This window comes from Nostoc paludosum FACHB-159 (assembly GCF_014698835.1).
GTDB lineage: Bacteria > Cyanobacteriota > Cyanobacteriia > Cyanobacteriales > Nostocaceae > Nostoc > Nostoc paludosum.
In genome coordinates this window covers 42,091-67,914 of the sequence record NZ_JACJTU010000041.1, presented here as the reverse complement: position 1 = coordinate 67,914, position 25,824 = coordinate 42,091, and the positions used below count along the sequence as shown (strand labels likewise).

At 38.9% G+C, this 25,824-nt stretch carries 20 protein-coding genes; 6 read left to right on the top strand and 14 right to left on the bottom strand.

Annotation, left to right across the window (positions count from 1 at the left end):
- The first annotated feature begins 208 nt into the window (after positions 1-208).
- Positions 209-1,183: a tyrosine-type recombinase/integrase gene (locus tag H6H03_RS29485; RefSeq protein ID WP_190958603.1), complete on the top strand. Its 975-nt coding sequence runs from the start codon at positions 209-211 to the stop codon at positions 1,181-1,183.
- Between the two features lie 192 nt (positions 1,184-1,375).
- Here the strand turns inward: H6H03_RS29485 and H6H03_RS29480 are convergent, their stop codons facing one another.
- The 8 genes from H6H03_RS29480 to ltrA form a co-directional block, all read right to left on the bottom strand.
- Entirely contained in the window at positions 1,376-2,116 is a 741-nt protein-coding gene (locus tag H6H03_RS29480; protein WP_190958602.1) for a glycoside hydrolase family protein, read from the bottom strand.
- Between the two features lie 12 nt (positions 2,117-2,128).
- The gene (locus tag H6H03_RS29475) at positions 2,129-2,590 is read right to left on the bottom strand and encodes a hypothetical protein (protein WP_190958601.1); all 462 of its coding nucleotides are present in this window, start codon (positions 2,588-2,590) and stop codon (positions 2,129-2,131) included.
- A gap of 280 nt (positions 2,591-2,870) precedes the next feature.
- Positions 2,871-3,095 (bottom strand): hypothetical protein, encoded by a 225-nt coding sequence (locus H6H03_RS29470; protein WP_190958600.1) that lies wholly within the window; start codon positions 3,093-3,095, stop codon positions 2,871-2,873.
- A 400-nt stretch (positions 3,096-3,495) separates the two neighbouring features.
- On the bottom strand, positions 3,496-3,921 hold the full coding sequence (locus tag H6H03_RS29465; protein ID WP_190958599.1) for a CAP family protein: 426 nt from the start codon (positions 3,919-3,921) through the stop codon (positions 3,496-3,498).
- A gap of 304 nt (positions 3,922-4,225) precedes the next feature.
- Positions 4,226-4,582, bottom strand: a complete 357-nt coding sequence (locus tag H6H03_RS39870) for a hypothetical protein (RefSeq protein WP_199339124.1) — start codon at positions 4,580-4,582, stop codon at positions 4,226-4,228.
- A 348-nt stretch (positions 4,583-4,930) separates the two neighbouring features.
- A complete protein-coding gene (locus H6H03_RS29455; RefSeq protein WP_190958598.1) occupies positions 4,931-5,449 on the bottom strand; it encodes a helix-turn-helix transcriptional regulator in 519 nt (172 codons plus the stop codon).
- Between the two features lie 1,023 nt (positions 5,450-6,472).
- Positions 6,473-11,122, bottom strand: a complete 4,650-nt coding sequence (locus H6H03_RS29445) for an nSTAND1 domain-containing NTPase (RefSeq protein WP_190958597.1) — start codon at positions 11,120-11,122, stop codon at positions 6,473-6,475.
- A gap of 578 nt (positions 11,123-11,700) precedes the next feature.
- A complete protein-coding gene (gene ltrA / locus H6H03_RS29440) occupies positions 11,701-13,473 on the bottom strand; it encodes a group II intron reverse transcriptase/maturase (protein ID WP_242058034.1) in 1,773 nt (590 codons plus the stop codon).
- Positions 13,474-13,895: 422 nt separating this feature from the next.
- On the opposite strand from ltrA, the gene H6H03_RS29435 reads away from it, so the two are divergent.
- Complete coding sequence (locus tag H6H03_RS29435; RefSeq protein WP_190958596.1) at positions 13,896-14,453, top strand: hypothetical protein; 558 nt, start codon at positions 13,896-13,898, stop codon at positions 14,451-14,453.
- A 200-nt stretch (positions 14,454-14,653) separates the two neighbouring features.
- Here H6H03_RS29435 and H6H03_RS29430 read toward each other — a convergent pair whose 3' ends face one another.
- Positions 14,654-15,178, bottom strand: coding sequence for a hypothetical protein (locus H6H03_RS29430; RefSeq protein WP_190958595.1), 525 nt, complete (start codon positions 15,176-15,178; stop codon positions 14,654-14,656).
- A gap of 266 nt (positions 15,179-15,444) precedes the next feature.
- Between H6H03_RS29430 and H6H03_RS29425 the strand changes: the two genes are divergently transcribed.
- Positions 15,445-16,350: a competence protein CoiA gene (locus tag H6H03_RS29425; protein ID WP_190958594.1), complete on the top strand. Its 906-nt coding sequence runs from the start codon at positions 15,445-15,447 to the stop codon at positions 16,348-16,350.
- 212 nt (positions 16,351-16,562) lie between these two features.
- Here the strand turns inward: H6H03_RS29425 and H6H03_RS29420 are convergent, their stop codons facing one another.
- Complete coding sequence (locus H6H03_RS29420) at positions 16,563-17,006, bottom strand: type II toxin-antitoxin system death-on-curing family toxin (RefSeq protein WP_242058041.1); 444 nt, start codon at positions 17,004-17,006, stop codon at positions 16,563-16,565.
- A complete protein-coding gene (locus tag H6H03_RS29415; RefSeq protein ID WP_190958593.1) occupies positions 16,975-17,583 on the bottom strand; it encodes a Panacea domain-containing protein in 609 nt (202 codons plus the stop codon). Before H6H03_RS29415 ends, H6H03_RS29420 begins: the two co-directional genes overlap by 32 nt.
- Before the next feature lie 1,052 nt (positions 17,584-18,635).
- Here H6H03_RS29415 and H6H03_RS40635 point away from each other — a divergent pair.
- Positions 18,636-20,402, top strand: coding sequence for a CHAT domain-containing protein (locus H6H03_RS40635; protein WP_242058040.1), 1,767 nt, complete (start codon positions 18,636-18,638; stop codon positions 20,400-20,402).
- A 66-nt stretch (positions 20,403-20,468) separates the two neighbouring features.
- Here the strand turns inward: H6H03_RS40635 and H6H03_RS29405 are convergent, their stop codons facing one another.
- Together H6H03_RS29405 and H6H03_RS29400 are read right to left on the bottom strand one after the other, a co-directional pair.
- Positions 20,469-21,479 (bottom strand): tyrosine-type recombinase/integrase, encoded by a 1,011-nt coding sequence (locus H6H03_RS29405; RefSeq protein ID WP_190958592.1) that lies wholly within the window; start codon positions 21,477-21,479, stop codon positions 20,469-20,471.
- Positions 21,480-21,873: 394 nt separating this feature from the next.
- Positions 21,874-22,338, bottom strand: coding sequence for a hypothetical protein (locus tag H6H03_RS29400; protein WP_190958591.1), 465 nt, complete (start codon positions 22,336-22,338; stop codon positions 21,874-21,876).
- Positions 22,339-22,869: 531 nt separating this feature from the next.
- Here H6H03_RS29400 and H6H03_RS29395 point away from each other — a divergent pair.
- Together H6H03_RS29395 and H6H03_RS29390 are read left to right on the top strand one after the other, a co-directional pair.
- On the top strand, positions 22,870-23,784 hold the full coding sequence (locus H6H03_RS29395) for a hypothetical protein (RefSeq protein WP_190958590.1): 915 nt from the start codon (positions 22,870-22,872) through the stop codon (positions 23,782-23,784).
- A 99-nt stretch (positions 23,785-23,883) separates the two neighbouring features.
- The gene (locus H6H03_RS29390) at positions 23,884-25,263 is read left to right on the top strand and encodes a CHAT domain-containing protein (RefSeq protein WP_190958589.1); all 1,380 of its coding nucleotides are present in this window, start codon (positions 23,884-23,886) and stop codon (positions 25,261-25,263) included.
- A 26-nt stretch (positions 25,264-25,289) separates the two neighbouring features.
- On the opposite strand, the gene H6H03_RS29385 is transcribed toward H6H03_RS29390, so the two are convergent.
- Positions 25,290-25,799, bottom strand: coding sequence for a hypothetical protein (locus H6H03_RS29385; RefSeq protein ID WP_190958588.1), 510 nt, complete (start codon positions 25,797-25,799; stop codon positions 25,290-25,292).
- Positions 25,800-25,824 lie beyond the last annotated feature (25 nt).

Below are 25,824 nucleotides of genomic sequence, written 5' to 3'. Positions count from 1 at the left end.
GCTCGCCTCCTTCCCCTCCCACCCGCACGATTATCATTACCATCTAATTTATTTTGAGTATTTTAACTGATTGACAAAATGCGCTTTATCTTAACCTATCACCGATGCGCGGAAAATAAAGTTAATCGTAATGTAAAGTGGTTGTGAGAATGCACGTTTTAACAAGCACTTAACGCACACAAGCCTTATAAATCAACGGTTTTCGTCTATGTCTGGTATCATCACGCTCCGCTCAATCACCTATGGCAGTGCAATTACACAGAGCGATAGTAAACAAATTCTCGAAGTTTTACTGACGCAAAAACGCTCCGAACACACCCGCAGGGCTTATTCTCATGACTTGCGAAATTTCTTTAGTCTCATTGCTCCCGGTCGTGAATTAACATCAGACCTGGCCCGCGAATTTTTATTGCTGTCCAAAACGCAGGCGATCGCGGTAGTGGTCGCCTACCGCAACCATCTTTTCGAGCAAGGTTTAGCGCCAGCGACGATTAACCGCAGAATTAGCGCGATAAAATCTTTGGTGGAAATGGGGCAGATTTTTGACATCTGCAATTACGACCTGGAAGTGATTAAAAATGAGAAAGTTAGACCCTATCGGGATACTAAGGGGATAGAGGTAAGGGAGGTGATTAAGCTATTTGAGGCGATCGATACTTCGACTTTGGGGGGGAAGCGCGATTATTCCATTATGCGGTTGTTGTGGAGTAATGCCCTGCGGCGCGGGGAGATTCCCAGTTTGGATGTGAAGCATTTTAAATATGCTAGATGTCAAATCGAGGTTAGTGGTAAGGGACGCAATGGGGAACGGGAGTTGGTGACAATTTCTCAAAAAACTGCTGCTTCAATTTCTGATTGGTTGCAAGCATCTAATGCTGCTGATAAGCCCAACGAACCAATTTTTATTTCCCTTGACCCGGTAAGGTTTGGTAATAGGTTAACTGGGGAAGCTATACGTTTAATTGTTGTCAAATATTGCAAGTTGGCGGGGATTGAAAAACAGATGAGTCCCCACCGGGTAAGGCATAGCGCTATAACTGAAGCGCTCAACCAAAATAATGGCAATATTCGGGCTACTCAAAAATTAAGCCGCCATTCCGACCCCAGGACTGTGATTATTTATGACGATAACCGCGTTGATTTGCAAGGTGCTTTGACCAGGCAGCTTGATGACTTGATTTAACAATTTACAAAGATAACCTAAGTTGTGAACTTGAGTTATCTACATATAAGCGTGTTTGGTAATTGAGACAACTTCGCTTGCGAGTAGCGATACAATATAACGTAAGCTAAACAGAGGTTGAATGGCTTCTACACCCCTGTTATGTCTATTATTCAATTTAGAATAATAGAAGAATTCTAGCTAGAATACCAGTTACGCTACAGGTGTTAAAAATAGTTCAGCCTCAGCCTGCCTTCGTGCCAAAAGTCCTTCCTCTACATTCGTTCCAGGGTTACGGTATTTGATGAAAGTCTCTTTGATTTCAGACCAATTACGACTTTCTAAAACTCTGGTAATGGAATTAAAGCCAGGGGCACCAAAGAATTTACTTCCCAAGTTGTAGCTAAAGCTAAGTAACGCTCCTTGTTGGTTAGTATTTAGTTGATGCCAACAAGGTATTTTTTCTAAATCAGGTAAGTAATTATTTTCCAACTGATAAATCAAAAGCTCCAAAGCTTCTTCTTGAGAAATACTCTCCCCAAGATACCACGGGCTGCCATCGCGTTTCTTGGTTGACCCCCACCCAATTGTGATCGGTTCGCATTTTGTGTAAGGGTCAGGATATGCATCAAGAAAGCAGCTTTCAAAATATTTGATTAACTCAATTCCGCATTGAGGTAGTTTTGCGGAAATTTGAACCGAGAGATTAGGAACTTCCTTAACTTCAATCAGTTTGACAGCAAATTCCGCGTTCAAAATATCGAGTAAGTCAAAAGCACGGGCAAAGTTTTCTAAAGAAGCTTTAGTGCGAGGTCCATACAGTCCATCAGCAACTCCTGAAACTAATTTTAGATCAATCAGGCGGATTTGAACTTGCTTTGCTAACTCTTGGTCTTGACGTAAATAGTCAAACTCAAGAGATTTATCAAGCTTTAGAATATCTTGGAGTTTCATACTTATTTTCTCCTAATAAGTATAGCCAACGAGAAGTTTGACCGTATTTTGCCCTTGACAATGTTTTTGAAAAACTTCCTCAAAATCTGTGAATTCTGATTCAGGTAACACAATGCAGCCCATACTTCCTGGCACATTTGCATCTTTATGAATTAGCAGGTCAGAACGGGTTCCTCCACCAATGGTTGTGACTTCAAATGGTGTAATGGCGTAACCATTACCTTCTACTCCTTTGACGTTTCTGAGGTCTACAGGGTTAACTGTAACGGAGTAAAAAGGTAATGGTGAGCTTAATTCATAAGTAGGAGGTATTACACCACCACGAACATTCCAATCTTTTACCCCTTGTTTATCCGCAGTGCTACTTATCGCAACCCATCTGCCAACAATTCCTTCGGTTTCATCTACTAGAAATAATCTACCTCTATTGAGTTCTGAGGTTTCATCTAGTGCCATTGTAAAAAATAAAAGCATATTGTTCCTTTTGTTTGTTTCTAAAGAGTTTGCTTATAGAAGTTCTTGTTTTGACGAAATGTATAAGGGTAGGGAATATATACCTCATAAGAGATATACAAATCTCATCTCCACCTGACTCGACTGAGAACTCCTAAAAAATGTTTTGTCCAAGGTCAAGTTGAACCAGCAAATAATGGCACGCACTCTTGAGAACAGACATTGCTCTCTTATCAACCCTCATGCATGAGCGCTCGCTTGACTTTTTACACAGTCCCTACAGCAAGAGTGATCGCCTTACTTAATCGCGTTTTGGCATACCTTGATTTTCCCACGCGTTCTTGGCTAATCTGCCTCCATTTTTCTTATATTCCTGCCACTTGGGGTTGACATCTTGATCCTGTTTTCTACGCGCATCTCCTTTCTCATGCTTGGCTTTCTTTGATGGACTCTTGCCTTTACTATGCCCACCTTTGGTACTACTGCTACTGCTGGCAATACTGCGACTGCGACGTTTCCCTTCCAAGCTTGCCCCTTCAACATCTCCTTTTAACAAGGCAGCTTGATGACTTGATTTAACAATTTACAAAGATAACCCAAGTTGTGAACTTGAGTTATCTACATATAAGCGTGCTTGGTAATTCTTTGAGATCAAGTGCTTTTTTGCGTAATCCTTTGGAGCTTCCTCAAGGAAATCGCACCCCTAAAAATTTGGTTCTTCGGTACGTCTTATGCTGGAATTTTAAATAAAGTCCGTAACTTCCCTTGAAAATCAAACCTTACAGGCAGCTATAGCGTAAATTTCCGAACTAAGCATAAAATGCTAAGAATAACGGCTGTTATTATTCCCCAGCAAGGTTTTTAAGTTAATTTACAGGCGTTTTTAGCATAAGAAGTAATGAAGATCCAAAAATTTTTATTGAGTATTAGAAAGCAGCCTGACCTATAAAGTTACCAGGACTCACGTAGCGGCAAACAAGATAACAGTTGCCATCAGGTCCATCAACCCAGCCACATCCAACTTTGCTGGTGTCTTTCCACACAATTTGCGTATAGTGACCTACATCTGCCCAGTTGCCAGTTGTACTAACATTAGGAAAGATGCCTCCCGCAAAGTACTGCTTTTCTCGGCCCCAGGAATCCACCATTTGAGTAAAAGAGAATGCTTTAGCTGTCCCCTTCCATAGGTTTTCTCCTTGACCTTGTGTGTGGCTATGCTCAAATCTTTTTGTTGAGGCTAATTGACTTGCCCAACTGTAAGCCTGATTTGCCAAATTATCACACCACTGTAAAGAAGGAACGCCTACTTCTGCACGATACCTGTTGTGAGCATCCAGAATTTCTTGTGACATAGTTTTGTACCTAATCTTTAATGTTGATTGTTGAAGGCATTGCACCGAGATGGGCAATGTAAAAGTTATTTACAGGAAAGCTTTTAATTAATAATCATAGGAATTAAATTTTAATTCATAGATTATCAAATAATTTTCTAGCTGATTTGCTTGTTCTCTTGGCTTTCCATATATACATAGTAATTTGATGCAATATTATTGGTAATTAAGTATTTTCAGATAAACTAATAATGAGTTATTAAGTATTTTTAGATTATTCTCAAAATAAAAAATCAAATATTTAAGACTGTCAAAAGGTATCGGCTCAATAAGTTGGGGGAGACATTGATTCTTGTTGCCATGACCAACTAAAGGGATTAGAAGAAGATTTCGCCCGAATAATAGTGGCGAAAGAGGGGACTATTATTCGATGATAAATCCGCTCATGCACATATTCAAAAAAACTGATTCCCAACTGACGAGTAGTAGCAACAGGAGACATAAAAGTATCCCAAGATTTGGTTCCCTCAGTAGTTTTAGTTGCATAGCTAATATTACGCCGCTGCACCATTGTTCTAGCAAATAACTCAGCGGGATTGTTATGCAATGGTAATTCAGGATGCTCTAAAACATTAAGCAACTCCAAACTTTTTGCTGCTCTTAATCGTTTTCGTTCATCCAACTGCTGATAACCACTGTCGGAGTCGAAAAGCTGCCAGAATTCAGATCGGAGTTTTTCTGCGGCTTCATCAGTGGGGGAGTTTTTGTAAGCGAGTAAATCTCGGAGTAATCCCAGTATAAATTTGAAAAATATTATAAAAAATAAGCACTGAGCAACTGCCGAAACAATTACTCACTGCTGCAATAATAATTCATAACTTGGTAAATATCAAATTGAGGTCTTGATAATTGAGGAATTTTCACTCTCAATTATCAATGCTACAGTAACGTTAAGCTAAAAAAGCGTCAGAATTATAAAATATAAGACTTGTTTCACTAGGAATATCTTCTAATGGTTGTAATATTAGTTTTAAGCTACTTTACAATGCTGTGTCTCTCTCCAAGCACGGGGAGTATTTTGATAGTAATCGCGAAACTGACAATAAAAATGATTGATATTTTTATAGCCTACTTTTAAAGCAATCTGCTCAACAGAATCATTAGTTTCTAAAAGTAAGGAGCTTGCAGCTGCTAGTCGGCGCTCAATAATCCAATTATTGACCGTTTTCCCGGTAAGTTTTCGCACTAAATCGGTTAAGTAAGCTGAGGAATAACCAACTGCTTGAGCTACTTCTTTTAGGCGAATATTTTCATGATAATTCAATTCAATGAACTCGAAAACCTCACGTATTCGGGGAATATTTGGAAATATGAACTGAGGAGTATTTAAGTTTGTAATTTCCTCACTGCTAGACAATTTATTCTGTGCTAGCTGAACACTAACAATATTATTTTCTGTGCCAACAACCTGAAATCCTGCATTTTCTAAGCATTTCATCAATAGGTTTTGGGTCTGAGTTTCAGCATTAATTAATAAAATATCGCTCATAGTTTTTCTGAATATTTATTGTTTTGAATCCTTTCAATATGACTGAGATCTAACCTAAAGTGGGGTAAAAGTAGCGAGCCTGTCATGAGCCGCCACGCAACGGCTGAAAGTCTTATCACATATAAGTTACAGAAATAAAATAGCTCTTTAACCCGAAAATCTCAGAACTCGCTTGTTTTTGCAGTACCAATTGACCTTTAGGCTATTTGGTACTGCATTTAGTAACGTAGCTATGAGGGTTTCAGGCTGTAAAAATCAGTGAGGTTTAAATGGTACAGCTTTAAGTGTGCATCTAATTGGTCAAAATCTCATTTTCGGGTAAAAGTTGAAAAATTTTGATGAAACTCTCTCTGGGTAGCGTTTTCAGGCGTTGCATGGCGGCTCATAGCAGCTTCGCTACTTTCTCCCCAAAGTATGCAATCGCTATCATGGTCGAACTTTGCTACCTAACGAGATTATACAATGGCGGTATATGGAGAATTAGAACACCAAACAGTTTGATGTCACTTTCAAATAAACAAGAAGTTAATATGAGTCAGGACAAGAATCGCACCAACTTTTCATTATGCATTGCAATAGCATAAAGCTTGCATCCTATGGGTAAAAGTAAATCTAATTGACGTGTATTCATACTGAATTTCCTTGAATTTACAAGTTTTATGATGAGATAAATCGGAGGTTTGTCTACACATTACTCGGTTAATAAAAAACCTCTTTATCTGAAAAACAGCTAATTTTTAACAAAAGTTTATAAAGTCTCAAAAGTCACTTTAGGTCTTATATTCAGCATAAATTTAGATGAAATGCTATTACCTGTTAGGGTACTTTATTCCGAAAAAATTACATCAAAAAAAGTACCCTAACGGGTACTTTTATGTTGTTTATTTAGCTTGGATAATAGATTGATTTTGAAATTTGCCTAAAAGAGTTTGAAATAACAGTTTTGACTACTGCCTAAATTGCATTTTAATTTTTGAACTTGATAAACGCCTTACTCGTTTTTCATTCGTTGGTGAACTACGATTATTTAGCAACATCAATTCCATTACAGAGTTGCTTGTCGCTAACATTGGGGTTATTTTCCAGATAGCTATGCAGCCAATTGCAACCTTGTGCTAGTAGAGCTTCAAGAGTTGAATTCGATTTTTCTAAATTCCACAAAATTACCTTTCCAGAGGCACTTCCGGAAGCTAGTTGTCGCCCGTTGGGGCTAAAACTGATGCTATAAATCTCAGCCCTTGCATTGAAGAGGTTGATTTCTTTGCGGGTGGTAACATCCCAAAGGATTATATTACGGTCTTTGCTAGCTGATGCCAGTAGCCGGCCATCGGGGCTAAAACTGATGCTATAAATCTCAGCCTTGTGTCCGGTAAGGGTAGCTATTTCTTTGCGGGTGGCAACATCCCATAATACGATGGTTTTGTCGCCACCAAAAGCCAGCAGTCTTCCGTCAGGGCTGAAACTGACGCTCCCACGTTCGGTCTTAAATCCGGTGAGGGTATCAAGTTTTTTGCCTGTAGCGACATCCCACAGTTTAATAGTTTGATCGTTGCTAGCAGAAGCTAGTAGTCGTCTGTCAGGGCTAAAACTGTGGCTAAAGACTACACTGCTATGACTTAAAAGGGTCTTAAGTTCTTTGCCTGTGGCAACATCCCAGAGTTTTACTGTATTGTCCCAACTAGCAGAAGCTAACTTTTTCCCATCAGGGCTGAAACTTACACTTGTAACCCAACCTTTGTGCTGCATGTTACTAGGGATTTCTTTACCAGTAGCAACATTCCACAGTTTAACGGTGTTATCCCAACTACCGGAAGCTAACTTTCTGCCATCGGGGCTAAAACTTACACTTTCAATCCAATAACTATGCTGGATATTGTTAGGGATTTCTTTATAAGTTACGACATCCCATAGTTTGACTCTGTTGTCCTCCTTACTAGTAGAAGCCAGCAGCCGCCCATCCGGGCTGAAACTAACGCTACTAACATTAACGTTACCTCCATAAAGAGTCTTGATTTCTTGACGCTGGGCGATATACCAAAGCTTGATACTATGGTCGCTACTAGCAGAAGCTAACCATTGCCCATCAGGACTGAAACTGACACTGTTGACATTATCGCGATGTCCAGTCAAGGTAGATATTTCTTGGCGTGTAGCCACATTCCACAGTTTGATAGCATTGTTAAAACCGCTAGCAACCAACTGTTGCCCTGAAGGGCTGAAACTGAGGTTTGTCACTCTACCTTTAAAACCAAAGAGATTGCCAATTTCTTTGCGTGTGGCAACATCCCACAGTTTAATGCCGCCGCCATCAGCGCCAGAAGCCAGTATTCGTCCATCCGGGCTGAAACTTACACCAAAGACCCAAGCTTGATGTCCAGTCAAGGTGGATATTTGTTTGCCTGTGGCAATATCCCAGAGTTTGACAGTAGCATCACCACTAGCAGAAGCCAGTAGTCGCCCATCCGGGCTGAAACTTACGCCATTGACTGTATCTCTATGTCCGGTAAAGGTAGCTATTAGCCGACGAGTGGAAATATCCCAAAGTTGGATGGTGTTCCCTGTACTGCCAAAAGCCAGTAGTCGCCCATCCGGGCTAAAACTTACACCTTTATTGCCATTGCCGTCAGATTGATATCCATTCCAAGTGAAGATATTTTTACCAGTAGAGATATCCCAGAGTTTAACAGTTTTGTCACTGTTACTGGCAGAAACTAGTAACCGCCCGTCCGGACTGAAACTAACAAAAGTTACTGTATCCTTATGCCCAGTCAATATGCGAATTTCTTTGCCTGTGGCAGTATCCCAAAGTTTGATAGTAGTATCACGGCTACCAGAAGCAAGCAGTCGTCCATCAGGACTAAAGGTAATATGAAAAACACCAGCTTTGTGCCCTTCCAAGCGGTTTCGTTCTTTCACCCCATAAATTGCTTGTTGCAATGCAACTTTAACCCGAAACTGCATATCGGAATTTACCCCGAATGCTGCCTGTTTGAGTTGCTTGCCTGCATTGATGCAGGTCAGTAGGGCATCAAATTCTTGATTTGAGTCAAACAGTTCTTGGGAGGCGGCGATAAGACCGTTGATGGTTTGTTGTCTTTGCAATTCTGTAAGCCACCAGCCAACACCTGCCAATCCTGCCAATCCCAAAGCTACAAACAAGCCTCCAGTAAGTCCTAAGATAGTAAATTGTCGTCTGCGCTTTTGTTTTTTGCTCTCTCGCTCCCGCAATTCCACACTCAGCCCAATAAAACTCCTCTCCTGCGAACTCAATTCTAAAAAACGTTGACTTTGCCAATATTCAGCATCAGCCAGTGGTTTTCCTCGTAACAATGCCCCTTCGTCACAACCACTACTCTCCCAAGTACGCATTGCTACCCGCAATTGTTCTTGCCATTGGCGAAAATCCCGATCCAGCTGCATCCACTGATGTAATTGTCCCCAACTGCGAATCAAAGCCTCATGGACAACCTCTACAGTTTCTAAACCTGTTTTCTCATCCCGTCCAGTAACTACCAAACGAGCATCCGCCAAGCGGGTTACCAAATCCCAATTTTCCTCACCCACCTCAGCGCGGGTAGCTACACGGCGAGTATCCTCCGTTCCTTCTCCTGGATGCACCAGTTGGATAAAAATTCGCTGCGCCCTTTCTTTTTCCTCAAAATTCAACTTGTTATATGCTTCATCCGCATAACGAGCCAATGCTGCTTCTACTCCGCCAATTTCATCATAAGCAGCATGGGTCAACTGGGCATCAAGTTGTTTTGCCCACAGTTGAGTGAGGGCAAACTCCAATAAAGGTAAATCCCCTGGTTCTGTACTCACCGTAGAAAGAATGCGTTCAACAAGCCCCTCCTCAATTGTCACCCCCAGCAACGCCGCAGGTTTTTCTACTGCTGCTTGCATCTCCTCATCCGTCATTGGACCCAGTTTTAAGTCTGCATACTGCAAGGCATCAGCAAAGGGACGATAAGACAATGCTTGTCCTAAAAAGTCTGCCCTGAGAGTGATGACAAAAGTAAAATTACCACAGGAAGAGATTGCTTCTAATAATCTATCTAAGAAAGCTTTGCGCTCTTGTGCATCTCTGCAAAGGGTATAAAGTTCTTCAAATTGGTCGGCAACTAGCAATAAACGCTGGTTGGGGTCAACAGAGAGGATATCATCCACCACATCCCGCAACCCATTTTCACACTGCCCCAGGTCGCTGGCAAGATTTCTAATCTCCCGCAAGCGTTCTGTGCGGCTAAGTACAGGTGGCAATATTTGAGACCCTTTTTGATGATAATCTCGATTAAAATTGGTTTCTTTTTGGTCAACAAGGGCAGTTGCCAGATTAAACAAAGGTCTGGAACCGGGACGAAAGTCAACAATATGACAGTTACCAGCATCTCGCAGACACTTCACCAAACCAGCAAACACCACACTAGATTTACCACTACCACTAGAACCAATCACCGCAACCAAGGGTTGATTTTGCACCGCATCTATCAACATCTGGGTGAAAGATTCCCGTCCAAAAAAGAACTCTGCATCCTCTTCCCTAAACGCAAACAAACCGCGATAGGGACTAATTTCGGTGGGACGGCGACCTAAATCTAACCAACTTGGTGGGGTTGCACCCGTATTTTGACAAATTACTGGCAACCAAGAAGCACAAGGATATTTATCCTCAAGTCCATGCAACTTTAACCTGGCTTCCTTTGCTGCTTGATATAAGGACTTACCATCGGAAGCAAAATCCTCCAAAAAATGCTTTAAAAATACCTGTGCTACTTCATCTGGCACTTGTTCCCGCATGACAATAATTTGGGGAATATGTAGCGTTTCTAACTCAGATGCTAATCCCAAACCATCACAGGAATTGAAAATTGCTACAGCTAACCCATTGCTAATAGCCTTTTTCAAGCCATATTTGAGGTCATCAGTAGTTAAGCTTTCCTTGTTCTCATTAATGTATATTCGACCACTATCTCCCACAGTTTGACTATGACCTGCAAAAAACAGGATATCCCAAGGTCTTTCCCATAAGGAATCGTTGATTTCGTGACGTTGGGGCTGTACTAGAAAAGTGACATCGGCATCAGGTAAGCTGTTGAGCAACTTTCGGTCTGTTTCGATATCAATACCAGTACTGTTGCCCAAAATCGCCAGAATTTTGACTTGATCTCTTTTGGTAGGGGTTTTCGCTATGATAGGTTTTTGATAATCGGTTGCACTCAAAGCTAGTTCGGCATTGGGATATTCTTCCACTAAATCCCAAAGATGCCAAGGTATTTGTCGCAACTGCTGACTAGATGTGCGAATTAGCACCCGCACCAATTCTTTTTCTTGTAATTCCTTTAACCAACTCTCCCGGATAGGGCGAAAAGACTCCGAAAGCAGCCAGTTGTTTAGTTGCTTTTGTAACTCAGTTGCGGAATTTTTACAATCTTCGTGCTTCTGGGCAATAGAACCATCGTAAGTAACTTTTATAGCTTTGATACCGCGAGGAGAACTCCCTAAACTACGATAGTGCGATCGCCACTCGTCAATTGTTGTTTGTAAAGGAGCAATTGGGGGTAGATTACCAGTGATTTCTTTATGGGGACTAACACCTTCAGTCGCAATTGAAAGCGTTACCCGTACACCCTGCTGTAAATTGCCATCTAGCTTTAGAACAACCAACTTTGTCATCGGCAATACCACAATTGTGTGATGCACAAATCATCATGAGTATATATCTATAGTTGTTTGCTACTTTATGCAAAGGAATAAAGGCTGCAATTATCTTTTCAGGGGTGTACAAGTAAGTGGGATTCAGCCGGGATACGCGCAAATTGGGACATGTTGTAAAGTTATGTTACGCAGATGCTTGCAAATGCTTGATTTTGCGTTGTTTTAACACCAGTTCGAGCGCGCCACTCCCCGGGAAAACATCCCCTAAAACAACCATTTATGGGGTAAAAGTTGAAAAATTTTGATGAAACTCTTTCTGGGTAGCGTTTTCAGCCGTTGCATGGCGGCTGATAGCAGCTTCGCTACTTTCTCCCCTTTATGGGCAAGTTGGAGAGACTGAATCGCGTGAAGAGTTGATTTTAGTGTGCAAAAATTTGAATGTCTTAGTACCATTTTTGGGCAAGTTAGTAAATTGCAAAATTGGTTTCTGCAACATTTGTTTACAACGTGTCCCAATGTTAGGGTCGAGGGGAACATTACTGTTCCACCCCTCCCATCCGAAACCGTGCATGAAAGTTGTCCCTTCACACGGCTACTCAATGTGTTTCCCTATTGTCATGCAGGGACTTCTGACTACCATCAGTGGCAGTTTTGACATCGTGGCAATGACGGTGCAGTAATTGAAGATTGTTCCATTCCTTTTTACCTCCACAACTCAGGGGTTTGATGTGGTCAATCTCCAATAAATCACCTTCAAGAAAATTTAAGCCACATCCCATACATTTACCTTTCTGTTGCTTAAGGAGGTTCCTTTTAGTAGTAGGTAAATTGGGATGATTACTTAACCTTAAACTCCAGTAGATAGTGTCACCATCATAAAGACTTTTATCACTTCTAACTTTTACATAATCGTTAACACTGGAGTGAAATTCGATATGTGATAATAACTTTAATCCGTTACTATCTGGTCTAGTTGTGAATACCCAATGGTTGTCGCCTATGGTATGCCAATACTTTTGATGACCGTGATAAATACTTCCGGTTTGTCTTTTAGCCCATCTTCTTAGACGAAGATAAGTTATTCTATCTAACCGGGCGAAATCCCCAACAGTTCCAGCGTCTGAAACTCTATAAAATGTAGCCCATCCCCTAATAATAGGGTTAAGTTCTTTAATTAGTTCCGCTTGGGAACGTGACTTACATTTTATGATGATGCTTTTCATCTTATTTTTGTGAGCATCAATCGCCTTTTTTGAAGGGGTAATGAGGGTAATGAAACCAAGACGAGTACCGAAACTATTTTTGTTTTCTCGGTATTTACCCACTTTTTTATGCTGAATATGGTGTCCCAGAAAATCAAATCCTGCTTGACCATCTTCACTTAAATCTGGGTGCAGTGTATGTGCTACACGGGTCTTTTCTGGTTTCAGTTCTAAGCCAATACCTTTGAGCCAAATTCTGATGATTTCCTCACACCGATTAATGACCGCTCGTGATTCGTGTAAAACTATGAAATCGTCCGCATACCTAATGAAGGTCGGTTGGCAGATTTTATAGCCGAATTTGGTTTTTGACCCTCTTACCTTCCCACTTTTATTAGCCGGAAATTCTTGATTAATCAGGTCTTCTAAACCATGTAAAGCAATGTTAGCTAATAATGGCGAAATTACCCCACCTTGGGGTGTGCCAGAATTTGTAGCTATCAGTTCTCCTGAATCTATGACTCCAGAATTAAGCCAAGCTTTTATTTGTTGCTTAACTTTTCCCTTCATGTTTAGTTTCAAAAGTAATGCTTTCTGATCAATGCGGTCAAAACATTGCGAAATATCTGCATCTAGTACAAATTTAGCTTTTGATACTATGCAGTTTTTGATATGTTTAATGGCATCGTGGCATGACCTACCTTGTCGAAACCCATAACTGGATGCCTCAAATCGAGCCTCCCATTCTGGGTCTAAGGTAGCTTTGACTGCGGCTTGTAGGGCGCGGTCAAACATAGTGGGTATTGAAAGCGGGCGTTTTTCAGTTTTCCCTGGTTTGGGTATCCAAATTCTACGTGTTGGTTTGGATTTACCATTTATTCTTAGCCCTTTTGCTAGGTTGAGACGTGCTTCTGGGGATAAGGATTTTACCCCATCCACTCCTGCCGTCTTTTTACCTTGGTTATCTTGCGTTACCCTTCTTACCGCTAGTACCCTATTCGACCAAGACCTCATTAAAATTCGCTGAAGTTTACGGACTCGCTTGATATCACCACAACGCGAAGCGGCGTAGATGCGTTTTTGCAACTTGAAGACGTATTTCTCGACTTTGCGCCAATTTATATTTCTCCATCCCTCAGTATTCTCAATTGAATCTGACTTAGGCATATTCATTGCTACTTACACCCCTAGCTCTATGCACATTGCGGGTTACGTCTGCTTATCCCGGACGTTACTCCATCCCTTTTCGGGCTTTAACCGTTACTTCGGTTTGGGCGTTTGCTTCTTAACCCATCCCTCCCAAATAAAACTTTTAGCCTGACCGCCTACCTATGTATCGACCACCACAGGAGTTATAATTTGGTTTACTTCGTTCCTGATATCCATTGTTTTGAGTCTTTAGGGGATGCCTATCCACCGGGGGTCTAGGAAGTGCGCTGTTTCGGTTGCAAGAACCTAACAGTCCTTACCCTTTCGGTTATTTCCGAACCAAGGTGTGTCCGAAACACAAGCTTATATCCCTTGGTGAGATATGACGATGGCTCAACGACATTTCGCTTGCTCTCCCCATAAACTCTTGCTTGCGGCTGGTGTTTTCAGCAATTATCACCTTTATCCGCTTTCGTCCCCGCTTTACGGATTTGATAGTCATTCTCCTCCGTAGGGGCTACCATTTTCTGGTAGTTTACGTGCTTTCAACCCCGCACCAGGGTGGTAGGACTTGGTTTTATAATTCACCTCACCTACATGGGTATCAAGTTGTCATCAGTAGAGGATTAAAGTGCGGACTCAACCCCATCAGGGGTTACTCTACTGAAGCCTGGAATCCACCGAAATATTTGGTTTCTCCAGAACGAATCGCACTTGCAGGTATCCCGGCTGTACCCCGAATAGAGGTTGAGCGCCAAGTCTCCTGTCAAGCAGGTATTGCAGACGTAGTTACAAGAAATGCAATCTATGAGATTAAACTACATCTCAACAAAACCGAGGTCTTCAAAGCAATTGGGCAAGTTCTTCTGTATCGTCAATGTATAAACCCAAATTGTGAAGCTATTATTGTTTGCAAAAGTAGCCAAGTAAGAGATTTATATCAAGTTATCAAAGAACTTGATGTGCAAATTTTTGAATGGGAGCCAGAGCAAAAGTAAATATATACTTTATTCCAGCACAGGTGAGTGAGTGTGATCGCATTGCCTAATCCTCAGTTGAATGTCAAAGATGCGATTGCCCCGTTGTTATGTGGGAAACTGAGATTCTATCACCGATAAAGTTTGTTATTGGCGTTTTAGTGAAAGAGCGAGGTCTACATGACAGTGCAGATTTGAGAGGCTCAATCATTGTGATAAACTTAAAGCTTTAGTTCTGGAAATATTACCTTAATTTCATTCCAGAGTTCTATAATAAAGCTCCCTATCAAAAGAATTGCTCCAAAGATAGCTGTAATGATAGTTGGTAATAACAACCAAAACCATATGGAGTAAGTTCTCGCTTCATGTTCCTGTTCAAATTTTTGAATATCATTGATTATATTTGCAGAGTTATTCTCCCTCAACATTTGATTTATCTTTCGTTGATAAAGTGTAGAGTTAATCATGTTATATACTTCGGAGCCAATAAAGAAGCAAAGTGAAATTGCGATTAATAGCCCAGAACTTAGCATTGTTATTTTGGGTAAATCATCCTTTGCAGACTTCCAAAAAGTAAAGAAGCCAGCGTAACCCGCAGCAATAATTAGATTTGTATATGACCTAGTTTTTTCATAAGTACGGGTTTGCACATCCTTTAAGAAACTGATTACTTTTTTCTGTTTATCATCATTAATGTATTGCAAGACTTCGTTATGGCTCTTAATTAATTTCTCTTGATCTCCCATAACCTTTCTCATTAGCGGATCATACATCAATCAAACCTCACATAGCGTCTAAATTTATACTAAACTGTCAGGCTCATGCTTTTCTTATAAAAGTAAATACAACCAAAGACTAAATGTAACTAAGTTACAAGGTTTGAAAAGACTGGCTATATAGAAATTCCAGCTTTTATTTTATTAAAACCCAGCATTTTATAAATTAATGTATTATTTTATACATTAATTTCCCGTAGTAACTGTTAATCTTCACTGAAAAATAAAGGTATATTATGTTTTACGCACTGGATGAATCAGGAAATAAAATACTTCCAAAACCTAATATCAAAGGTTTTTGTCCTTGCTGCAAAGGAGAAGTAATTGCTAAATGTGGAGGCATAAAACTGCATCATTGGTCACACAAGACCCTTACACAATGCGATCAGTGGTATGAAATGACAGCTTGGCATTTGGGATGGCAAAGTTTGTTTCCTGTAGAATGTCGAGAAGTAGTAATCCAGAAAGACGATGTTAGCCATCGTGCTGACATAAAAATTAATAATTTAATTATTGAATTTCAACACTCGACTTTGAGTAAAGCTGAAATTGAAGAGAGAGAGTTATTTTACGGTAGTGATGCTAATAAACTAATTTGGGTTATTGATGCTACTAATAATCGTCTATATGATAAATGGAAAGAACAGTTAATTACCGAAGAAGTTAAACCCATTCTCATAGTTGATCAAGACAGTAATATTTATTTCAAGCTAGTAGGATATTCTAGTATTTCTATAAGTAGAAAGCTTTCTTTACCTATAGGATTAGTTGTAAGCCCTAAATTTCCTGTATTTCTTGATACAGGCGAATATATTGCTTGCCCACTTGAAAAATCAGCTTATGAAATAAGCCATACAACTTACTATTGTAAATGGGGGCATCAACAAGGAAGCTATAATGACTTCTTCATACTGGTAAACAAAGAAGATTTTGTTAGGTTATTACCTAGTTTACCAACAAATTTAAGCAAGTTTGAAAGTATTAAATTTTGTGATGAATATACTCTTTCTAAAAGAGAAGAGCGTATAAAAGATGCTAAATCTAGGGAAGAAAAAATAGCTATTAAGAGGAAATATTTTGAAGAGCGCGCCCGTCGCAAAGAAGAAAAATTGCTTGCTGAAAATAAACGTTATTTAGAATAACTTTGCGAAAACCAAAAAATATCAAGTGATCAATTCACTAAGAAATATAAAACGACCCCATATTTTTAATAAAGGATTTCAAAAATAATATGCTAAGAATGGATTGGAGTAAAAAAGTGCAATCCCTAGTCTAGAGCTAGTTTCGCCCCGATGTCGGTATACTACTATTTTCCGACTTGTATAGCTATAGAATATAGTGATAGCTATTGACCCTAACACCAATTATCCTCTTCTTCTATCTGTAATTGAAAAGTAATGAGATGAGATTCAATTATATTTGCTACGTCAGTTTTTTCTAATTCATCTGTAGATACTTTTAAAGCTAATTCATACAATTCATCATCGGATAAATCTAAGTTGTAGCCATTCACTCGTAAAAAAGCTTCCATTACACCAACAGACGTGCGTTTGTTACCATCAATAAAGGCGTGGTTCTTGGCAATGTGATAAAGATATGCTGCTGCCTGCTCTGCAATTGTGGAATGTAAAAATTCACCAAAAAAGGTAGCTTTGGGTTGAGATAGGGCTGACTCTAAAAGTCCTATATCTCTTATTCCAAAGCTACCCTCGAATGTTTCAATTAAATCATCGTGTATGGCGATGGTGGTTTCAACATCAATAAATTTAGGCTCTAGCAAGACGACGATAAACCTCATATCGCTCTTTCTTAGAAGCTAGATAAGCTTGAAAAGCCTCTGACTTCCTAATATCAGATTTTACAGAAGAAGTTACAGGTTTTACATCTGATTGCTGTTCAAAATTTTGGTTACTGGGTGGAAGCAGATGAGCTTTTAATGAATTATCGGAATTTACACGAACTTTGAAATGCTCTTTCATGGCTTCTTGAGTAATTACTTTTTGTGGATAAGCATCAATCCAAGTTGGCTCTTTGTGAGTCATCTTTACCAGCGAAAACGCATCTAAGTGACCAAGCTTTGAATAAATACCATTCAGCAATGCTATTTCAGATTCACTGTAAATGGAGATATCAAAATTGTCTGGTGCTGGAATAGGTGAAGACCCATAACAAGTAAATTCCTGCCACAATAAAGAGGTAACAGGCCCATGTTCCCATGCTTTAATCTCCTCAGCGAAGAGAGCTTTATCATAGAGAGCCAAATGAAAACCTTGAGCATAATAAACAAGTTTTTGGAGTTTTAAATGTGTCACAGTGCCAGACACAGTTTTGGCTATCCAAATAAAGTAATTTGCTATATCAAAACAAGTCAGCACAGAGACCTCCTTTGGACTTGTCATAGTACGCTCTATTTTAAGAATACAAAATTTTAGTCTAACTTCCTTAAAAACAATTAAAATTATAGTATTTTTGTACTAAATACATTATACTACTTTCTCGTTCTACAGGCATTAAGTTGGGTCAAAGGGAAGAATTAAACGTAGTCGCTTCTAATGGCTTTATCTAATTCTGTTTAACTGCGGGCTGTCGAAACTCTTACTACCCAAAGCTTCTAGAGCCAATTTTCACGGATCAACTACTTTAATCCCTAAAAGGGACTGAAACTAGATTTTTTTTATTACCAATGCGTCTGGCGATTTCCGAGACAATAACCCCCGCCACTATAGAAGTAACGACCCTTTCTACTAAATCTATAGCTAACGGTTGAAAATCCATCACCAAATAGCACGAGCAACTGCTTGATTATAGTACGTCTGTTTTCTTAACTCAAGTAGTCTAAGCCTCATTTCACAACTAACAGGTGATCGCATTGGCTGACTCGTAGTTCTGTTGATCCCGGTGCGCTCGCCCGTGTTATGTGGGAAACTGAGATTCAATCACCGATAATGAAATTTATCGGCGTAAATAGAAGGTTCGTGTCACCAAGTGCAGCCTATGGCTATAAACCTTATACAGCAACAGTTACAGAGATTGATACGAGATTTAAGTGTGAGCGTAAAAAGATAAGTTGTACAAATACTTTTTCTAGGGCAGAGACAGTAAAAAAACTTTGCCTAAAACGGTATTAAAATTTTTGGCTCGTAAAACTTACTTACAGGTTATTCCTCTAATTTAATTTGTAAACCATTGTTTACCTCTGGTCGCTCAAAAACCCCAAACTAAGAAAATACCGTTCCGAATTTCTTACTTTTATTTGTCATAAAATTAGTAACTATAAGATACTACGTAAATTAATCAACATGACACTACCCCCTCTTATCTACTTAAACCAATGCACACAACTGAAATTACTTAAAGAGAGTGAATGATCATTGCAAGATTGCCTTTTGGAAAGTTTCTTAATCTTCTACGTAAGAGCGGTAGAAGCATGGGAGCTTCATTTCTTATAATTTTTATTGCTCGAGAAGCAGACTGTCCTCGTCTTTTCAGAGATTTAGAAAATACTTGGTCATCCTTACATGACTTGACGGGGCGAGAAATTCTGTTTTTAACAATTGATGGAGTTGAAAACTTGCCAGTAGAAAGGGGAGAATACACTTACCAATCCAGATCTAAAATCGGAAGTGTTAAAGGCTCTTTTGGGACGATAATCTATTCAGCAGGATGTAAATTGTTGAAAGATATAACTGATGAGAGGTATGGCTCTGAAGACGTAAGGCCTTGGATCATTGACCACAAAAGTTTCATTCAACAAAATCTTCAACCAACACGAAGAACCCCAGGATGGAGGGATCAACAAACACTCGGTATCTCATCACTAATAAGTGAATTAGAAAATGTATCTGAAGAAGACGTTCCTTGCTTATATATTGAAAATCTTATAAGTAAATCAGCATATAAAATTCCAATTCAGTCCATACTTTCTGCAAATTTATCAATTTATGCTCTAATAAAATCTTCTCTAGCTTGTTTTAAAAAACCTATTGAGAAAAGGCATTTATTAATTAAAAATCAAAAATCTTTAATAAGTAAATTAAGAGATGACATTACAAGATTAGAACAAGAGTTAAAACCTTATCATTTTAGCAGAGGCACCAGAAAGAAAAGGATCGAGGACAAGGTAAATAAAGTTGCGTGTAGTTTGATTTGGCTAAAGACATTAATCGACTCAAAGCCCGATTTAGATTCAAATCTTAAAAGTTTTATAAATGAAGCTTTAGCAGGAAATGTTCAAAAATCTGATATCAATCGAGTGATAAATTTGCTAAAAAGCACATTTGATGATAACTTTCTTACAGAACTGAGAGCGCATCTGAATAGAGTAGTAGATAGCCATACTCATGTAATCAATAAGATGTCAGAAGCTATACAAAAAAGGCTGGCAGATCAGCCAATATTAATATCAATTGAGTCAGAAATACAAAAGAAGAATAAAGAAATAGAAAAGATAGACGAAGTAATCAAAAGATATGATGAAGAGATTAGCCTTTATAAGGCTCGCTCATTAGAAGAGTCTGTCCAAGAAGTATTAAATTCTGCCAAACCTCAATCTCAGATTTTGGCACCAGCATCTGAAATTTCTAATATATCTTCTGTTTCCTCTCCTAACATTCTCCAAAAACAAAATAATCAGCAGCAGAAAATTTTGATTTTGACAGCAATTCCTCACGGATTACGTTTGGATAATGAAATTCGAGAAATTGAAGAAGCTATACGAAGATCCGCTAATCGAGATTTGTTTGAAATTCGGATTAGAACTGCTGTACGTCCTCAAGATATTCGTCGTGCTATTGCAGAAGAACAGCCTCAAATTGTTCATTTTTGTGGACATGGCTTGTCAGATGGCAGCTTGCTATTAGAGGATGATGGCGGAAATGATAAGCCAGTTGCACCAAAAGGTTTAGCATCACTATTTAAGTTACACGCTGATTATGTAAACTGTGTTCTGCTGAATGCCTGCCATACAGAAAAAACTGCTATAGCCATTAGCCAATACATTAATTATGCAATTGGTATGAATCAGCCAATTGAAGACAAAGCAGCGATTGAGTTTGCGAAAGGTTTTTATGATGGACTAGGTTATAAAAATTCAGGGAATCAAGATGTGTTTGAACGAGCATTTGAAGAAGGCATGGTTGCCATTGAAATGGAAAATATTTCACAAGGGATGATACCAGTCTTGAAAAAAAGATGAGGCAAGTAAAACGTCAATTAAGATATTTGATTGGATAAAGTAGAATTAACAGATGTGACCACCAATTTAATCCAACCCATCCATTAATAGCTCGGACATCTCCAGTTGATCGCGATTGCGGTTATCGTCGTAAATTTGCAGCGTATTTAATTTGGCGTGTCTGCTGAGTTTCTGAGCTTTCCGCACATTGCCATCAGTCTTTTCAAGTACAGCAGTAATCGCACTGTGGCGGCAACGGTGCGGACTCATTTGCTTCTCAACCCCAGCCCGTTTAAACAAGCGTTTGACTATTTTATAGATGCCATCCCCGGTTAACCTGTGACCTTCTGCATAAAAATCAACCGAAGTAAACAACGGGCGGGACGAGGACATATCACCACCACGCGCAATCAACCAGTCAGTAATAGCTGTCACAGTAACTTTTGGCAGATTAACTGTCTCTCGAACTTGCTTGCCCTTACCCAAAATTGATAGCGTTCCCTTAGAACTGTCAAAATGTCTCAAGTCCAAGGTACTAACCTCATTTCGCCTCAAAGCATTGCCCCACAGCAGTAGCAATAAAGCATAGTCCCGCTTTCCTGCCAACGTCGAGCGATCGCACTCCTTAATTACGCTCAAAAATTCTTCTTCAGTGACACCGCTAGTATCGCGGTAAGCCTGCACTGGGATACTGTCTACATCGACAGCATAGTTACACACCCCCAGCTTTCGCCCGTAGGCCACCAGAGACTTAATTGCCGCCAGCCGTCGGTTAATCGTGTTGGGTGCTAGTCCAGCTTCAGCGAGTATGGCTCTATATTTAGTCACTACCAGCGTTGCTTTGTGGCCCTCCAGGTGTAAAAACTCCAAGATAGAATCACGGTTAGGGCGCAGGCCAGTCATGCGGACAAAGAAATCTGTGATGTCGCGGCGGTATCCTTTACGGGTTCCCTCACTATTTTTTGACCTCAGCAACTCCTCTAGCACGTCCGGCTCAGAATCCACGACACCAGCAAAGTATGCCTCAATTTTGGCATTGAGAGCATTTTCTAATTTTTGGAGTACAACTAACTCAACGGATTCTGTATCTTCGCTCATGACTCCACCCCGGCTGCGGTATTGAAAACGGCACTTTCCAATACCGTTCTTTATTATGCAGCTGTCGGGGGTCAGGGTGATTGAAAAATTGGTTTCTCCTTTAATTGTGAATCGTTGCTATCAAGAGAGTGATATCAACGCTCACCAGCAGTCCCAGATTTTCATACTTAGCAGTCTGCACCAAATTCTACACGACTGTCTATACCGAAACTCAATACTTTACTCTGTGCGATCCTGTTCTGTCTGGGTTTGAAAATTTACCACCTCTGAAGTGATTTCCTCAACGGATAAATCAACAGACGAAGCCACTTCGGAGATGATGTAGCCCATGCTCAAAAAGCGTGCTGCTGCTTTTAATAAGATTGATTTTATTTATTTTGGTACATCAACATAATTATTTCGTTCTAGTCCACCAGCGTAATATCTTCAAATTAGATTCTATTTCCTTCCAACAGTTGGCTGTAGAATCTGTTTTTCTAAGTGCTTCAAGTGTTTTATCTACATAGTCTAAATTCGTTATCCCTAACTGTTTTCTTAGTTCATTATCAACTTGAATATCCTGCTTAAAATATTCCAAATGATTGGGTAACTCTCCTTTCTCCCTGGTTGGCATATTAGGGATTTTATTAAGTTGTTCTTTGATTTTATCTACTGCCTCAATTGCTTCTTTTGGGCTTGGCTTTTTAGCTTGTAATTTTAAATCTTCTTGAGAGAAATCTTTTTCTTGTCCAGAGGTATCTAACTTGACTTTAATTTGTGGTTCTAAAAAGGCTGAAAATATTCCCTTATAAACTTTATCGTCAATGACTTCGCCTTGTCCATTCGGAGTTATAACCCTATCACCCTTTTCAACGCTCATAATTGGTATTACCCCTAACTTTAGTTATTAAGTGACTACCTATTGATATGGCTTATTATTCATTTTAACTGTATTAGAGGTTGAATGTATAACGAAAAACAAAAACAGTTAAGACAATAGCATTTCACGCACTATGTGCTGTTGCATCCTTGCAAATCCTTATCTTGCTTGAGTTTTATCCAGCCGTCAAAGAACGAATAAGCCAACAAGTAAGTCCGCATTAATCTGGAATCTGGCGCAACTATTTTTGCGAGTAACCAATAGAGTAAACAACCAATTTCCGCCCGCGACCGCAGCACTATCGACCTTTCTGTTGTTGACAAACACATTAAGCAGCTTTGTTACCATTAAACTGTCTTAGTCTAAAGTCCGCTAAATAGGAATTTTGTTAAACAAAAAGAAATAATTTATACAACATATTAGTCAGGTAGTATACTTGACTGTGTTGTTAAATGTTAGTAAATATACACAAATTTGTTAATCTGGGATTTTTACCTGTTAGTACTTTAATTTTTTCAACAGAGGCTCTCTATGAATACCCCTAACAGCTTGGACTTCGATTTTGACTTTGATGGAACAGAGCGCTCGCAGTTTTTAAATAAATTAAATGCTTTAGATTCTTATTTAGGTGATGACAGTCAAGGTCAAGCTCTAGAAAGCAATAAAACTTCATCTTTATTAGCACTACTCAATCAAGACGGAGCAAAATTTGCTCATTATCCTGACGTTTACAGGCTTTCTGAAAGTGACTTTAACAATTCTGGCATAACTGTACCCAAAAAACTCCAAGAACTCAGCAAAGATTACAATTTTTATTGGATTGAATTTCCTATCACTTTATGGACATCCTCTAAAGATTGGTATTTTACTAAACTGGAGTGTGTAGTGAAATTCTATTCGGAATTTTCAGAAGTACATTTGCAACCCAAAGCCCGTACTATCCTACCAGATCGTAAGTTTCAACAACAATTTCAAGCTAACGGCAATATAGAAGTTTGCATAGGAGAAAATCTGGAATTTGAAGCAACCACTGGACAGTTAAATCTACAAGCTGGGGAAGCACAGGTTACGACTAATGTAGGTGCAAATGCGAAGCTAACAAGTAATTTAGGGCTAGTGGCAGGGCCTTTTACTTACTCTCTTAAGGCAGCCAAAATAGAGCATAATAATCCTGGTGATTCTCTAGTAATGTGGCGTATTGATGGGGCAGAATTCTTTCAGGAAAACCATCCTACTTTGATAGTAGTTTTACAAATACCAAACTCAGTAAAAGAAGTTAAGGTTGATGCTGCACTTCAAGCTTACCATCGTCCTCATTTCTGGGCTGGTATATTTCATAAATTAAGTGATTCAATGCGTATTTTTTCTAGGAAAGAGAGAGATTTTTGGGAAAAAGGTGCTCCAATTAAAGCTCAATCTCCAACATGGAATATACCTATTGGTTAAGAATAATTGGACTTAAAACAACTAGTTTTCATTATTGAGTATGGCTAGTATTGCCATACTCGAAATGTCAAAAATAAAACTTATAATAAATAATTTTAAATGAGTAAGCCAAATATAATTATTTGCGAATTATTAGTTGAAAGCTACGAAAAAGTTCGTTTCCGTAGAAGTGATACTGGTCAAGTTACGGGAATTTTAAATCTAGCTCGTTTTTCTAGACAGATTATGAGATTTGAAAATCTCCTGAGAGCTAACCAACTCAAGAGTCGTCAAGACTTTGCCAAACTAGGCACACTCTTATATAGATGTCTTTTTAATGGAGCGGTTGAAAATTCATTTAAGCAAATTATTAAAGAGATAGAGGATTCCAAGAACAATAAAAATCCCAAAATATTTAGAATTCAATTAACTTTTTCTGAAGAGGTAAGTGATTTAGCTGGTATACCCTGGGAGTTTATTTATTACCCTGATAGTGAAACTGTAGAGGGTTTTTTTCTAATAGATTACTCTAACTTAGTTATTTCTCGCTATCTTCCTTTAGAAAAGGAAATTCATAGTATGAGGAATGAAGAAGATTTATTAAGATTTTTGATTGTGATTTCTGAACCAGCAGGATTGGGCGAAATCTTGAAAGATTCTGTAATTGAAAAAATTCAAGATTTGCAAAATTATTATCCTGGTATTAGTCTAGATATTTTAGAAAAACATAGTAGAAGACAGATTCAAGAGAAAATTGCTATTAGGAAACCACACATTTTTCACTATATAGGACATGGACGATTTAACTGGCAAGACCAAAAAGGAGAAATTGCTCTACTAAACTCCGATCTACAGACTCCTATCTGGATTTCTGATGACACTTTTGCAGACTATTTTAAAGACTTTAAACCTAGTTTAGTTGTACTTCAAGCTTGTCAGGGTGGCGAGGGAGATTTTACAGCTAATTATGCAGGTTTAGCTCCAAAGTTAGCACGTAAAGGAATCCCTGCTGTTATAGCTATGCAGTATCCTGTAACAAATAAAATTGCTAACGTTTTTAGTCTTGCATTTTATCAAGCACTAGCAAAAGGTGAATCAGTTGATACTGCTGTACAGCAAGGACGCAGAGAAATTGTTTATGATAGTGATGAGTATTACGATAACCGGGATTTTGGTAATCCTGTTTTGTACATGAGTGCGCGTGATGGTTATATTATTCCACGACTCAAAACTAAAATATTTGATGCCGAAGATTTAAGAAATTCGCCATCAGAATTAGAGAAAGCTATGAACACTCTTTTTAATTCAGAGGAGTTAGCCAACCTTGAACAGTTCGACGATCTTGTATTTAGTCTACGTATGAGTTATGAAGAACTTCCTGGTGAAACGCCACAGGAGAAGATAAAAGCATTAATTGCTTACTTGCAAAAAAATGGTGATATTGGAAGCCTAATCAACGCTATTAAGCACTTAAAACCTGAATCTTTTAAAGATAAATAATATAATTTTATTTCTCATGAATAATATTACGGGTTAGAGTTTTGAAAATTTATAAAAACTTCATCTAAAAGAGAGAGTTGCTTTTGATCGTCAAATTTTCTAATTAAGCCTTCAATCTTACCTTGAATTGTCTTATTTTTCTTTTCATTTTTAATTATTTCTAAGTTATCGTATTCTACAGGTGGTATGCCAAGATTTACTATGTACAGATTTAGTGTTTCTACAAAAGAGCGGAGTTCTTGAGTTTTTTCCTTTAGAAAATAATTAATAAAATTTTTACGGAGATATACTAGCTTTGGCGAATTCTCATCCCAGTGTGGTTGATTTCTATAATTTTTTGTAACTGGAATACTTTGGGAATTTGTTTCCGTTGGTGTGGCTTCTTCTTGTTCTTCTTCCGATGATACAGCCGATGAACTGTTCTGCTCAATAAGCTTGAACGACAGTATGTAGCCTTCAGAATTGTCAAAACTCGCTAACCAAGTTTTGCCAATAATATCATTAATTTTAATATAAAACTCTCGGTTACTACTCAAAATTGCAGCACCTCTTAACCAAAAA